General features: G+C 64.5%; 12 protein-coding genes. 3 read left to right on the forward strand and 9 right to left on the reverse strand.

Translation table 11 applies throughout. The features are described 5' to 3' along the window. Nucleotides 1-46: 46 nt before the first annotated feature. The 7 genes from mdlC to BUB39_RS21590 form a co-directional block, all read right to left on the reverse strand. On the reverse strand, nt 47-1,681 hold the full coding sequence (gene mdlC / locus BUB39_RS21560) for a benzoylformate decarboxylase (RefSeq protein WP_073057904.1): 1,635 nt from the start codon (nt 1,679-1,681) through the stop codon (nt 47-49). A 107-nt stretch (nt 1,682-1,788) separates the two neighbouring features. After that, complete coding sequence (locus BUB39_RS21565) at nt 1,789-2,853, reverse strand: endonuclease/exonuclease/phosphatase family protein (RefSeq protein ID WP_244540341.1); 1,065 nt, start codon at nt 2,851-2,853, stop codon at nt 1,789-1,791. Then, nucleotides 2,854-3,777 carry a TIM barrel protein gene (locus BUB39_RS21570; RefSeq protein WP_073057906.1) on the reverse strand — a complete coding sequence of 308 codons (924 nt, stop codon included), beginning with the start codon at nt 3,775-3,777 and terminating at the stop codon, nt 2,854-2,856. It lies immediately after the preceding gene. Nucleotides 3,778-3,845: 68 nt separating this feature from the next. Continuing rightward, nucleotides 3,846-4,952: a sn-glycerol-3-phosphate ABC transporter ATP-binding protein UgpC gene (gene ugpC, locus BUB39_RS21575; protein ID WP_073057907.1), complete on the reverse strand. Its 1,107-nt coding sequence runs from the start codon at nt 4,950-4,952 to the stop codon at nt 3,846-3,848. Between the two features lie 12 nt (nt 4,953-4,964). Next, complete coding sequence (locus BUB39_RS21580) at nt 4,965-5,879, reverse strand: ABC transporter permease subunit (protein WP_073057908.1); 915 nt, start codon at nt 5,877-5,879, stop codon at nt 4,965-4,967. 9 nt (nt 5,880-5,888) lie between these two features. Next, a complete protein-coding gene (locus tag BUB39_RS21585; protein WP_073057909.1) occupies nt 5,889-6,773 on the reverse strand; it encodes a carbohydrate ABC transporter permease in 885 nt (294 codons plus the stop codon). Between the two features lie 77 nt (nt 6,774-6,850). Next, nucleotides 6,851-8,200, reverse strand: a complete 1,350-nt coding sequence (locus tag BUB39_RS21590) for an extracellular solute-binding protein (RefSeq protein ID WP_073057910.1) — start codon at nt 8,198-8,200, stop codon at nt 6,851-6,853. A gap of 205 nt (nt 8,201-8,405) precedes the next feature. Between BUB39_RS21590 and BUB39_RS21595 the strand changes: the two genes are divergently transcribed. Next, entirely contained in the window at nt 8,406-9,119 is a 714-nt protein-coding gene (locus BUB39_RS21595) for a helix-turn-helix transcriptional regulator (protein WP_073057911.1), read from the forward strand. A 32-nt stretch (nt 9,120-9,151) separates the two neighbouring features. Next, on the forward strand, nt 9,152-9,514 hold the full coding sequence (locus BUB39_RS21600) for a VOC family protein (protein ID WP_073057912.1): 363 nt from the start codon (nt 9,152-9,154) through the stop codon (nt 9,512-9,514). An 86-nt stretch (nt 9,515-9,600) separates the two neighbouring features. Here the strand turns inward: BUB39_RS21600 and denD are convergent, their stop codons facing one another. Continuing rightward, nucleotides 9,601-10,584, reverse strand: a complete 984-nt coding sequence (denD, locus tag BUB39_RS21605) for a D-erythronate dehydrogenase (protein ID WP_073057913.1) — start codon at nt 10,582-10,584, stop codon at nt 9,601-9,603. A 99-nt stretch (nt 10,585-10,683) separates the two neighbouring features. After that, nucleotides 10,684-12,744, reverse strand: coding sequence for an ATP-dependent helicase (locus tag BUB39_RS21610; protein ID WP_073057914.1), 2,061 nt, complete (start codon nt 12,742-12,744; stop codon nt 10,684-10,686). Nucleotides 12,745-12,971: 227 nt separating this feature from the next. Here BUB39_RS21610 and BUB39_RS21615 point away from each other — a divergent pair. Continuing rightward, on the forward strand, nt 12,972-14,092 hold a 1,121-nt coding region (locus tag BUB39_RS21615; protein WP_073057915.1), incomplete at its 3' end, for a mannose-1-phosphate guanylyltransferase/mannose-6-phosphate isomerase.

Raw genomic sequence — 14,092 nt, forward strand, 5'->3', positions numbered from 1 at the left:
AAGCCGGGCTTCGCCGTCGCCGGGAAAATGCCTCAGGACAACAAGATCAGATCAGCGGGGGAATATCGGGCGAGATCGGCACCTCGATCACCAGCGGACGCGCACCGGCAAAGCCGGCGGTGACGCGCGCCTTCAACGCCTCGAGATCGGAAATCCGCTCGGCGTCGCAGCCATAGCCGCGCGCGAGACTGACGATATCGATGCCGGGAATATCGAGGCCCGGCACGCCAGGCGTCTCTTCCAGCACGGCGAATGATTTGAGGATGCCATATTCGCCATTGCGCAGCACGATGAAGACGATAGGGAGATCGTTCTGCGCCGCCGTCCACAGCGCCTGCAGCGAATATTGGAACGAGCCGTCGCCGATGACCATGAGCACGGGCCGGTTCCGTCCCGTATCCCGCTCGCCGAGCGCGATGCCGACGGAGGCCGGCAGGTTCCAGCCCAGCCCGCCGCTGGCGAAGGTGAAGAAGGTGGCCGGTTCGGTGATGGGCCACCAGCGATGGAGATCGGCGAGGTTCGAGGGAGATTCCTCCACCAGAACCGCATGCTCCGGCCGGACCGCCGCCAGCGCGGCAAAGACATCGGCAGCCGTCGGCACGCCATCCTTGCCGCCGGGCGCGGCATCCGGATGGCGCGGGGCCTGCGGCGCCATGCGCTGGGCCAGCGGGGTGATCGTGCGTCCTGGCCGGCTCTTCGGCTCGACGAGATCGACCAGCGCCGCGGTGGCGAGCACGGCGTTGGCAACGAGACTGTCACCGACCGGCGCACGCGACGTCTCGGCTGGATCATCGCTGATATGCAGCAGCGTCAGCCCGGCCGGCAGATAGTCGCCAGCCACATAAGGATAATAACGGAACACCGGCGCGCCGATGACGATGGCGACGTCATGTCCCTTGAGGCGCTCCGAAAGAGGCCCGATGGCGAAAGGCAGCCCGCCGACATAGAGCGGATGGTCTTCGGGGAAGGGCGTGCGCTCGCTGGCGGGAGCGGCGAAGACGGCGGCGCCGAGCTTCTCGGCCAGCGCCACGGCTTCCGTCCAGCCATTGCCGCGATCGATCGCTGCGCCGAAGATCAGCGCAGGCGACGACGCTGCGGAGAGAATCTCAGCGAACGACTTCAGACGCTCAAGATCCGGCGCGACACGGTGGCTGACGGTGCGCAGCAGCGCCTGACCGGAGAGCGGCTTGTCCCAGTCATCGAGCGGCAGCGACAGGAAGACAGGGCCGGCCGGCGCCTGCACCGCCGTCGCATAAGCGCGCATGAAGGCGGCCGGAACATCTTCCGCCCGCGCCGGCTCGTAGGCCCATTTGACCCAGGGACGCGGCAGCATCGTCGCGTCGACATTGGTGAGCCAAGGCTCCATCAGCAGCATTTCGCGCGTCTGCTGGCCGGCTGTGACGATCAGAGGCGTCTTGTTGAGGCTGGCGGTAATCAGATTGCCCATCGCATTGCCGAGGCCGGCCGCGGTGTGGACATTGACGATGGCCGGCTTGCCGGTCGCCTGGGCATAGCCATCGGCAATCGCGATGGCAGACGCTTCCTGAAGGGCAAGATGATAGGTGAAATCCGAAGGGAAGTCCTTGAGGAAGGTCTCTTCCGTAGACCCCGGATTGCCGAAGAACGTGGTCAATTCCAGCCGACGCAAGAGATCATGCGTCACAGAACGAACGGTCGACATAAAAAGCTCCACACGACAAGACTAGACGACCACCCTTCCGCGATGGCAGGTCATGAACTGTTGTCGCCCGGCAGAGGTTAACGCGTCGCGAAGCTTTGCCTTCAAATTCACCGCGTCGTTACATTGGCAACGATCAGATCATGATCGGAAATGGCATCGCCCTTCGCGTCCGTTGCCGGGACAGTGGCGGGATCAAGTGGGTCGAGTCCGCGTGTGAACAGCCAATCGAGGCGGTGGAATGGTGGCGCGGGCTTGCCGTCCGGGAGCTGGCGCTGCGAGGCATCGGCGGTATTGGCTTCGCGCCAATCGAAACCGGCCGCCGCCATCAGCGCGAAGAGCGGCTCGTGGGCTGCAGGATCGAGATCGGGGCCAAGCGTCCCGGGCGGCAGCGCCTTGGTGTTGAAGTCGCCGCCGATGACGACCGGCATCCCCTCCGCGAAGGCCTCAATCGCCGTGATGAGCCGCGCGACCTGGCTCGCCCTGTCGGCGGGATCGGACTTGCTCTCGAGATGTACGACCACCGCCAGCAGCGGTCCCGCTGCGGTTTCAACCCGTGCCGCGATCGCCATCCGCCAGCCGAGACGGCGTTGCCCCTTCAAGGCATCGAGCCACCAGACCGCGCCATCATCGAGGCGGATCAGCGCGGCATCGGCGATCGGCAGGCGCGACAGGAGCGCATTGCCGTGGAAGCCGACCCGGTTCGTCTCGCCGCGATGCCAGAGCCGCTCGCGATCGTCACCGAGGCCAAGCTCGACGAATTCGACGCCGAAGACGTAGCCCATGCCGAGCGCCGCCGCCAAATCCGCCGTGGTATGGCGGTTGCCCGAGCGCGCCATGCCATTGTCGGTCTCGGTCAGCAGTAGAATATCCGCGCCGGTCGATGCGACCAGGGCCGCCGAGGCGCCGGCATGCTTCAGCCGCTCTGCATTCCAGGCGGCAACGCGGAGCGATGTCCCGCTCCTTAGCCCCGAAGGCGGCGCGACAAGCTCGACCGCGTTGAAGGCCGGCAGATCGTGCGCCAGACGGTCATGCTCGGACCCTGTCTGCTCCGCCTCCTCCGCCTTTTCGAACAGCGCAGCGGGCGGCTTCGGAAGGCTCGGGACGCGCGCCGTGACGAGATCGGCAAGGTCGACCTCCGCGGCTTTGTCGGCAAAGCGCATGGCGTCGCTCACTCAGGCTGCCGCGACGGCATGGCGGGCGTTGATCCGCGCCGCGAGGGCGCGGGCCCGTTCGAGCGAGTCGGCCCGCTCGGCCGAGAAGCGCTCGCCGATCTCCATGATGAGCGCTGTGCCGGGCAGGACATCGATCTCGTTGAACAGTGCTTCGAAGGGCAGATCGCCCCAGCCGAGCGGGAGATGCAGATCTCCGATGCCGAGCGCGATCGCCTCGCTCGTGTAATAGAATTTCGACATCGTGTAGGGCCGACCAAAGCTGTCATGCAGGTGCAAATGGCCGGCAACCGGCGCGAAGGCCTTGATTTCGTGCACGAAATCCGCGCCCGTGCGCGTCGCCTCGATATAGGCATGGCTGAAATCAATGAGGCCGACGAGATGCGGGCTGCCAACTGAATGCACCGTCGCGGCGACCTCTGACGGCAGCTGGCGGTATTCGCTGTTGTCGACGGCGAAGATGTTTTCGAGCGCGATGCGAATGCCGTGGCGGCCCGCTAAGGCGGCCATCTCGGCCAGCGCCGCGCGCTCGACGCGATCATAATGGGTCAGTAGCGGGCGCGAACCGATCGGCGCATGGCCGGAATGATGTACCAGCGTGTCGGCACCGATGCGGTCGCACAGCTCGATCATCGCCCCGACCGCCGCCTTCTGATAGGCAAGATGCGCCTCGTCCATGAAGTTGGAGACGATGAGGCCGTGCACCGTATAGCGAATGTCGAACTTGGCGCAGATCTCGGCGAAGTGCCGGGCACGGCCCTCGATGACGCGGCCGCCGGAAATCAGATCCTCGCCGAACAGCCCGAGTTCGACGACGTCGGCGCCGAGATCGACGATCTCTGCGATGGACGCTTCGAGAGAAGCGAGGTCGCCCTTATGAGGCGAGGTTGAAAAGCCAACATGCGAAATCGGCAGCGTCGCGGTCATTGTCTGGCTCCTGTCTGGCCGGAACACCGGCGCGGGGTGCAAGAAACGAGGTTCAACCAACAGCGAAACTAAGCCGAATCCGCGCGCGCCTCGGCGGGCGCAGCGTCAATCCTGAGGCCTGTCTCGGACGAAAAGAGATGGATGTCAGCCGGATCGATGGCGATGCCGACCGCCGCTCCGGCGGCCAGCGCGACGGGCTCGGTCACGGCGACGGCAAAGGAGAGGCCATCGAAATCGGTGTGGACGACACGACCGGCGCCGAGCTCCTCAATGAAATCGACCGTCGCCGGCAAGCTGCCGGGCGTACCGGCCTCGACCAGACGGGCGGCTTCGGCGCGGACGCCGAGCGTCACCTTGTGGCCGACGAGGCGGTTTTCCACGGCGGCGGGGACCTCGATACGGCGCTCGCCATCGTAGACGAAGACACCGTGCCGATCGATCGCGCCTTCCAGAAGGTTCATGGCCGGCGAGCCAACGAAGCTCGCGACGAAGCGGCTGGCGGGACGATTATAGACATCGGCGGGCGCGCCGACCTGCTCGACGCGGCCGGCATTCATCACCACAAGCCTGTCGCCCAAGGTCATCGCCTCGACCTGGTCATGCGTCACAAAAATCGACGTGGCACCCAGGCGGCGGTGCAACCGGCGGATTTCGGCGCGCATCGCAACGCGCAGCTTGGCATCGAGATTTGAGAGCGGCTCGTCGAACAGGAACACTTTCGGCTCGCGCACGATGGCGCGCGCCATGGCGACACGCTGGCGCTGACCGCCGGAAAGCGCCATCGGCCGACGATCAAGGAAAGATTCGAGCGCGACGATCTTCGCCGTCGCCTCGACGCGGCGCCGCCGCTCCGCCTTTGGCACGCCGGCGACCTTCAGCGCATAGCCGATATTGTCGGCGACGGTCATGTGCGGATAGAGCGCGTAGTTCTGGAACACCATGGCGCAGCCGCGCTCGCGCGGCTCCAGCTGGTTGACCACGATCCCGTCGATGGCGATCTCGCCGGACGAGATCTCCTCAAGGCCGGCGATCATCCTCAGAAGCGTCGACTTTCCGCATCCCGAAGGCCCGAGAATGACGATGAACTCGCCCGAAGCGATATCGAGATCGACGCCATGGACGACGGCATTCTTCTGATAGGCCTTCCTGACGCCGCGGATTCCGATCGAGGCCATGTCCGCTTCCTTTTACTTTTCGGTGGAGATCAGGCCGCGCACGAACCAGCGCTGCATCAGGATGACGACGACCAGCGGCGGCGCCATGATGATCAGCGTGCCGGCCATCGCCACGTTCCAGTCGGGCAGGCCGAATTCGGAGGGGATCAGCAGCTTGAGCTGCGTGACCGCGATGCCGAATTTCGGATCGGTGGTGACGAGCAACGGCCAGAGATACTGGTTCCACGCCCAGACGAACATAATGGTGAATAGGGCGATCATGTTGGGCCGTGAGAGCGGCAGCAGCATGTCGAAGAAGAACCGCACCGGACCCGAGCCGTCCATCTTGGCGGCCTCGGCAAGTTCATCCGGAATGGTCAGGAAGAACTGCCGATAGAGGAACGTTCCTGTCGCCGTCGCCACCAGCGGCAGGACCAGGCCGGGATAGGAATTGAGCAGCCCCCATTGCAGTGTCACCTGGAGGCCAGAGACCGTGCGGACCAGCCAGGTGATGCCCGTCAGGTCAAGGATCGCCTGGAATGGGGCGAGCGCATTGGCTGCTACCGCATAGGTCGGAACGATGCGCACCTCAAGCGGCAGCATCAATGTGATGAAGATCGCCCAGAACAGCAACGAGCGGCCGGGAAAGCGGAAATAGACGATCGAAAAGGCCGCCATCGCCGAGAGGATCACCTTGCCGGCGGCGACCGACGTCGCGAACAGGATCGAGTTGAACAGCTTGCTGCCAAGATCGGCGCGGACCCAGGCTTCATGCAGATTGGCCATGAGGTCATGACCGGGCATCAGCGGCATCGGCACGATGTTGACGGTGCGGATGTCGTGCGTCGCCGCGATGATGACGATCGCGAAGGGTAGCAAGGCGACGAGCAGACCGATCAGCAGAATTGCCTGGCAGATCGCGTCGAAAAGAGGTGTGCGTTCGACCATGACCCGCTCCTATTTGTAGTGCACGCGCCGCTCGATGAAGCGGAACTGCACGATGGTGAGCAGGACGACGAGGCCCATCAGGATGATCGACTGGGCGGCAGCGCCGGAATAGTCGAGGCCTTTGAAGCCGTCGAAATAGATCTTGTAGACCATGAGCTCGGTGGCCCGGGCCGGACCGCCCTGGGTCATGATGTCGACGATGCCGAAACTGTCTTGGAAGCTCTCGGTGATGTTGATCACGAGCAGGAAGAACAGCGTCGGCGTCAGCAAGGGCAGCTGGATGTCGGCGACGCGGCGCGCCGGACCGGCGCCATCCATCGCCGCCGCTTCGATCAGCGAGCGCGGGATGGCAGCGAGCGCGGACAGGAAGAAGATGAAGTTGTAGCCGATATATTTCCACGAGAAGGCGATGATCACAGCGATCATCGCGTCTTTGCCGTCGAGAGCCGGATTCCAGATATTTGGCCAGACCGAGTTGAGCACCGACAAAAGGCCGGCTTCGGGCGCCAGGATGAAGCGGAAAGCAAGGCCGAGCGCCGGCGCCGCGATCGCATAGGGCCAGACGAAGATCGAGCGATAGGCGCGGTGGAACCGAAGCTCCCGGTCGGTGAAGAGCGCCAGCACCAGCGCAACGCCCATGGCGATCGCGGTCGAGGCGAGACCGAAGACGAGGCTTCTTGTGATCGAGTTCCAGTAGACGGGATCAGAGAGGAGCTGCTGGAAATTCTGCAATCCGACCCATTGATTTCCGCCACCCCAGGGCTGCTCGAGCGTGAAGGCCCAATAGAGAGCCTGGCCGCTCGGCCAGTAGAAGAAGACGAAGATCAGCAGCAGCATCGGCGCAATGAAGATGAGGCCGATCGTCGTCGAGGAGAAGGTAGCGCGCTTTTCCATGGGATCCGTATTGCCGTCCGCTCTTGGCCGGAAGCCCTCCCCCGCGGACGGGAGAGGGCGAAGAGACGCGAGAAGGCCTAGGGCAGTTGCTTGCCCTTATAGGTCTGCTCGAAACGGCGCAGGATCTGGTTGCCACGCGCCGCCGCATCGTCGAGCGATGCCTGGACGTCGGCATTGTTGATGAAGATCGCCTGCAGGCCGTTGGCCATTTCCTGGCGGATCTGCAGCAGCCCGCCAAGACGAATGCCGGGCAGCGAGTCGGCCGTTGCTGGCGAGGCGGTCAGGCTCTTGATCGCGAGTTCGCGGCCGGCATAGGGCGCCTTGTCATAAAAGCCCTGCTTCACGAGATAGTCGTAGCCGGAATTGCGCACCGGGATGTAGCCGGTGACCGTCGACCAGGTCAGCGCCTCTTCCGGCTTGGCGATGAAGTTGAAGAAGGCCGCGGCACCCTTGTATTCGGCATCCGACTTGCCGGCGAGGACCCAGAGCGAGGCGCCGCCGACGAAGGAGTGCTTGCGCTCGGTGCCGGCATAAACCGGCAGCATCGCGACGTCCCAGTTCATGCCGGGCTTCGCGGTGCGGCCGATATTGCCGTGGTCGCCGACCGAAGTCAGGATCACCTGGCAATCGCCAGCGGCGAAGGCCTCGACGAAGGTCTGTCCGGTCTCCTTCGACTTCAGCACAGCTTCCCCGTTGTCGTACCAGCTCTTCAGGTTCTTGACGTACTGGACCCACTTGCCCTTGTTGAAGATCAACTCGGCGTCGAGGCCGTCATAGCCGTTGCGCTTGGTGGCGATCGGCTCGCCATGCACGGCCATGAACTGCTCGCCATACTGCCAGATCTCGTCGCGCGAGATATTGAAGCCGAGCGGGCAGGCGTAGCCGGCGGCCTTCAGGGCCTTGAAATCTTCGGCTGCCTCTTCCCAAGTCGCCGGCGCGTGATCCTTGCCGATCTTGGCGAAGGCGTCCTTGTTCCAGTAGAGCAGCGGCGTCGATGAATTGAAGGGGAACGAGTACATGTCGCCCTTCGAGGTCGCGTAATAGGAACGAATGCCGGAGAAGTAATCGTCCCAGTCGACCGCATAGCCCATGTCGGCCATCAGCTTCTTCGCCGGGTAGAAGGCGCCAGAGAGCATGATGTCGAGCGTGCCGGCGTCCGAGACCTGGGCGATCGTCGGCTGCTTGCCGGCGCGGAAGGCGGCAATGGTGTTCTGCAGCGAGGCGTCATAAGAGCCCTGCGACGTGCAGACGACCTCATAGTCTGACTGCGACTGGTTGAACCGGTCGCACTGCTCCTGGACCCGCTTGGCAATATCGCCGGTGTTGCCGAACCAGAAATCGATCTTGGTCTTGTCGGCCATGGCGGGTCCGGCCAGCATGGCGGCGATCGCGAACATGCCGGCGGCGCCGAGGAATTTGGCGTGCATGGAAGCCTCACGGGAATGGGGTGGAGCGCCTCCTGCGGCGCGACGGCAACCGGTTAGCCGATCGAGGCGCCCAATAGTAATGAAGTTTCAATGACATGCCGGCTTATTATTTGCCGGCTTATTTTATCGAATTACTGTGCGCCTCTGCTTCGGCCGGAAGCCGGTGGGCTGAAATGTGCTATGGGACGGTCATCAGGAGGCCGGGATGGCGCGCTCGGAACGTTTGCTCGATCTCATTCAGGAATTCAGGCGTCATCGCAGGCCCGTCAGCGGGCAGGCACTCGCCGAGACGCTGGGCGTCAGCCTCAGGACGGTCTATCGCGATATCGCGACACTCAAGGGCCAGGGCGCCGATATCGAGGGTGAGCCAGGCCTCGGCTATGTTCTGAAGCCGGGCTTCCTTCTGCCACCGCTGATGTTTGCGGATGAGGAGATCGAAGCCCTGGTTCTCGGCATGCGCTTCGTCGCGATGCGCGCCGACGAACCGTTGCAGCGCTCGGCGCAGCATGTGCTCGCCAAGATCTCTGGCGTCTTGCCGGAGGAATTGCGGCGCGCGCTCGACAGCTCGACGCTGCTCGTCGCTCCGACCGGATCGCCTCGTGACCGGATCGATCTCGCGGCGCTCCGACGCGCCATTCGAGCGGAGCAGCGTCTTGCGCTGGCCTATGCCGATGCCGACGGCACCCTGTCCAACCGGACCATCTGGCCCTTCGCGCTCGGCTTCTTCGACAACGTCCGCGTGCTGATCGCCTGGTGCGAGTTGCGCGATGATTTCCGTCATTTTCGCACGGACCGTATCGCCGGAGCGACCGAGACGGGCGAGCGCTATCCGCGCCGGCGCGCCGCGCTCATGAAGGACTGGAAGGCCCTGGAGGGGAAGCGCGGCATGCTGACAAAAACTGACAGCAGGATGGGCTAGATCTCCGTCGTCACCAACGACGGAGACTTCCAATGACCCCGACTTACATCCTGCTCTATGTCGACAAGCCAGAGGCAAGCGGCACGTTCTACGCCGAACTCTTTGGCCGTAAAGCTGTCGAATCCTCGCCCACCTTCGTTCTGTTCGTCTTCGAAAACGGTCTGAAATTCGGCCTCTGGTCGAAGCACGGCGTCCAGCCCCCGGCCAGCGGTGCCGCCGGTAGCGCAGAAGTCGCGATCACAGTGGACGCTGACGCGCTCGAAGCGACCTTTCACGCCTGGACGGCAAAGGGCATCACCATCGCGCAGCCCGTGACCGAGCTGGATTTTGGGCGCACCTTCGTCGCCCTCGACCCGGACGGACACCGCATCCGGGTATTCACGCCCGTCGGCTGAACGGCGGCCTGGATCGTCACGTCGACGCCTGCCCGCTCCGCAACATCGGCGAGTTGGACGAGTTCGTCATAGGGCCACTCCCGTCCTTACGAAACGAAGCGGCCGCCCAGTTCATCCTCGATGTGAGCTTCGATAATCTCTTCGAACCTTGTCTCGGCGACGAAGCCGAGTTCCGCGGCGCGGCGGGCATTGAAATTAGTCGGCCAGCCAGCGACGATCCGGCCGATCGTCGGGTCGGGCTCGCGGCGGATGCGCGCGACCACCGCCTCGCCGCCGATGCGGCGGAGCGAGGCGATCTCATCGCTGACCGTGCAGGAAAGACCGGGCAGGGAAATCGCGCGGCGCGGGCCGATGCGGTCGCTGTCCAGCGTCGCAGCATGTTTCAGGAAGCTGACCGCTGCGCGCGGCGAGGCGAACCAGTGGCGCACATCCTCGGCAACCGGCAGCACCGCTTCGTGTCCGCTGAGCGGCTCGCGAATGATATTCGAGAAGAAGCCCGAAGCCGCCTTGTTCGGCTTGCCGGGCCGGACACAGATGGTCGGCAGGCGGATCGCGACACCGTCGAAGAAACCGCGGCGGGTGTAGTCCGAAAGCAGCAGTTCGCCGATCGCCTTCTGCGTGCCATAGCTCGTCAGCGGCGTCGTGAAATACTCGTCCGGGATCAGATCCGGGAACGGCGCGCCGAATACGGCAATCGACGAGGTGAACACGATGCGCGGGCGATAGCCGTCGCCGACGAGGCGGATGGCGTCGAAGAGGAAGCGCGTGCCGTCGAGATTGATACGATAGCCCTTGTCGAAATCCGCCTCGGCCTCGCCCGAGACGATCGCGGCGAGATGAAAGATGACATCGGGCCGCGATGCGACGACCTGCTCGGCCGTGCCCGGGAGCGACAGATCAGCGGCGACGCGATCAACGGCGCCCGAGAAGGCCGCGGGCGCGGGAGGCTCGACCACATCGACCAGCGACAGGCGCGTCAGGGCTTGGTCGCCAAGTCCGCCGTCGGCGATGAGCGCTGTCGTCAGCTTCTGGCCCACCATGCCGGCGGCGCCCAGGATCAGCACATGCATCGTCTCGTCTCCTCCGACCTCTTGTTGTCGTTTGGTTCAATACGAGACTTCGTCGCCGCGCAAGGCTCGTCTCGTCATCATACCAATTGAGCCCGCCACCTAGCGCCACATCCCACGCATGCGGGCCGCGATATCGATCGGCGCCGGCGGCTGTAGAGGCGCCTCCGTGGCCGTCGCACGCGCCATCGGCCACATGACCTGGCGGAAATGCCGCAGAAGTGCAGGCGGAATGAAGCGTGTGCGCGACGCGTAGATATGGCGGTCGCCGCCCCTGCCCTGCTGATGGACGAAGAAGCGCTGCGGCATCACGAGGTGGAGATCGGTCTTGGCACGTGTCATCGCGACATAGAGCAGGCGTCGCTCCTCCTCGATCTCCGCCGACGATCCCGTGCCGAGATCGGAAGGAATGCAGCCGTCGACTGCGTTGAGCACGAAGACCTGCGACCACTCCTGCCCCTTGGCGGAGTGAATGGTCGAAAGGATGAGGTAGTCCTCGTCGAGGAGCGGCACCCCCGACTGATCCGAGGTGGCGTCGGGCGGATCGAGCGTCAGCTCGGTCAGGAAGCGCTCGCGCGACGGATAGCCCGCGGCAATCTGTTCGAGTTGCACAAGATCGAGCAGGCGGATGGCCGCGTCCTCGTGTCGGCGTTCCAGATGTGGTTCATACCAGGAACGGACAGTTGCGAGTTCCGCCGGCCAGCCGAGTTGCCGGCTGCGCAGCGCCGTCATCAGGCCGATGAAATCCCGCCAATCCTCGCCAGCGCGAGCCGGCGGCGCGAAGTCGAGGAGCGCGGCCAGAGGGTCGACGGCCCCGGCCAACCCATCGAGCGCTTTTCCGGCCGTGGTCGGTCCGACGCCTTGCATCAGTTGGATGACGCGGAAGCCGGCGACGCGATCGCGCGGGTTCTCGGCGAAGCGCAGAACGCCGAGAAGGTCCTTCACATGCGCCGCGTCAAGGAATTTGAGGCCGCCGAACTTCACGAAAGGGATGTTACGCCGCGTCAGTTCGACCTCGAGCGGGCCGCTGTGGTGCGAGGCGCGAAAGAGAACCGCCTGCGCCTTGAGCGCCACGCCCTCCTCGCGCTTTTCAAGGATGCGCTCGACGACATAGCGCGCCTGGTCGGTCTCGTCGCGAACGGTGACCAGCGCCGGAGCCTCGCCCGCCGTCTTCTCGGTCCACAGATCCTTGGTGAAGCGCTCGCTGGCGAGGCCGATCACGCCATTGGCCGCGGCGAGAATTGGCGCTGTCGAACGGTAGTTGCGTGCGAGCGTCACCACGGAGGCCGGCGGCGCGAATCGGGCGGGAAAATCGAGGATGTTGCGGATCTCGGCCGCGCGGAACGAATAGATCGACTGGGCGTCATCGCCAACCACGGTCAGCCCTTCGCCCGATGGCTTTAGAGCGTGCAGGATCGAAGCCTGGAGCCGGTTGGTGTCCTGATATTCGTCGACCAGCACATGATCGAACCGGGCGGCGATCGCCGCTCCGACCTGCGGCTCGGCCATGGCATGGGCGAAATACAGCAGCAGGTCATCGTAATCGAGCACGCCCTGGCGCTGCTTGGCCTCCACATAGGCGGAGAACAGGCCGCGCAGGTCCTCTTTCCACATCGCACACCATGGGAAGACCTCGATCAGCGCCTGATCGAGCGCCATCTCGGCATTGACGGCGCGCGAATAGATCGAGAGGCAAGTACTCTTCTGCGGAAAGCGGCTCTCCTTGCGCGACAGGCCGAGTTCGTGGCGCACGAGATTCATGAGGTCCGCCGAATCCTCGCGGTCATGGATCGTGAAGGCGGGGTCGAGGCCGAGCCAGGCCGCATATTCGCGTAAGAGGCGCGCGCCGATGGCGTGGAACGTGCCTGACCAAAGGATCGCACCGGCGAGCGCCTCGGCCTTGTCGCCGAGCGTTGCAGCCGCGATGCGCTCGACGCGGCGCGCCATCTCGCCCGCGGCACGCCGCGAGAAAGTCAGGAGCAGGATGCGGCCGGGATCAGCGCCGTTGCGGATGAGGTGCGCGACGCGGTGGGCGAGCGTGTTGGTCTTGCCGGAACCGGCCCCGGCGATGATGAGGAGCGGACCGCGGCCCTCCGTCGTCACGCCGTGTTCCACGGCACGACGCTGGTCCTCATTCAGCCGAGCGAGGGGATCGGCGCTCATCGTTCGAGCAGCTTCCTTGCGAATCAGGCGGCCAAGCCGCACGCGAATGCAGCACGTTTCTTGTTTTGTTCGCAATCGCCCTGCGCGCGGACGGCCAGCGCCTCCTCCCGATGCGGGGTTCTCTTTCGGATGCGTTGAACTCGGCCGCTCGCCGTGCCAAAATTTGGGCAACGTACGCGGCATCGCAACATGATAGAGTGCGCCGCAAAATCGCTAGAGGATCGCTGATGACCGGTTCCAAGATCGTTCCCGTTATACTTGCTGGTGGTTCGGGAACGCGGCTCTGGCCCATTTCCCGGGACAGTCTGCCGAAGCAGTTCCTGGGCCTTGGCTCGGCCAAGACCTTCTATCAGGAGACGCTGCTTCGCCTGCCCGAGGCTGGCGAGAGCGTCGCCGATCCGATCGTCGTGACGAGCGATGATTTCCGGTTCTTTGCGCGCCGCCAGGCAGCGGAAGTGGGCGTCGAAGCCACGGTGGTCCTTGAACCGGCGCGGCGCGACTCTGCCGCCGCGATGATCGTCGCGGCCCGGATCGCGCAGGAACGCTACGGCGACGACTGCCTGGTGCTTGCGCTCGCCGCCGACCATCTTGTTCCCGACGCCGCCACGTTCCGCCGCGCCTGCATGACGGCCGCGAGCGTCGCCGAGGAAGGCTATATCGTCACGTTCGGCATCACGCCGACCGAACCGCGCACCAGCTACGGCTATATCAAGCCGGGCGCTCCGCTTGCCGTTCCCGGCGGCTTCAAGGTCGAACGCTTCGTCGAGAAGCCGGATCGCGCCACCGCAGAGACCTATCTCAGCGAAGGCTATCTCTGGAATTCCGGCAATTTCATCTTCCCGGCGGCGCTGATGATCGCCGAGGCGGAGAAGTTCGAGCCGGAGATCGCCGCTGGCGCTCTTGCCGCCGTCGCCGGTGCCACTGAGGATCTCGGCTTCATCCGTCTCAACAAGGCGGCCTTCCTCGCGACACCGGCCAAGTCGATCGACTATGCCGTGCTGGAGCGCACCGATCGCGCCGCCGTCATCGAGGGACGCTTCGCCTGGTCCGATATCGGCAGTTGGGACGCGGTGCGCGAGCTTGGCACCCCGACCGAAGAGGGCAATGTCACCTTCGGCCCGGTATCGCTGCTCGACAGCCGCAACGCCTTCGTCCATTCGGAAGGACCGCTCGTCACCGGCATCGGTCTCGACGGCTTCACCGTGATCGCGTCCGACGATGCCATCCTGGTGATGCCGACCGACCGCAGCCAGGACGTCAAGCATCTCGTCGCCGGCCTCAAGAAGGAAAAGCGCAACGAGGCCAACGAGCACATCAAGATCCACCGCCCCTGGGGGACCTATGAGAC

The sequence above is a fragment of the Kaistia soli DSM 19436 genome (assembly GCF_900129325.1).
Taxonomy (GTDB): Bacteria; Pseudomonadota; Alphaproteobacteria; order Rhizobiales; family Kaistiaceae; genus Kaistia; species Kaistia soli.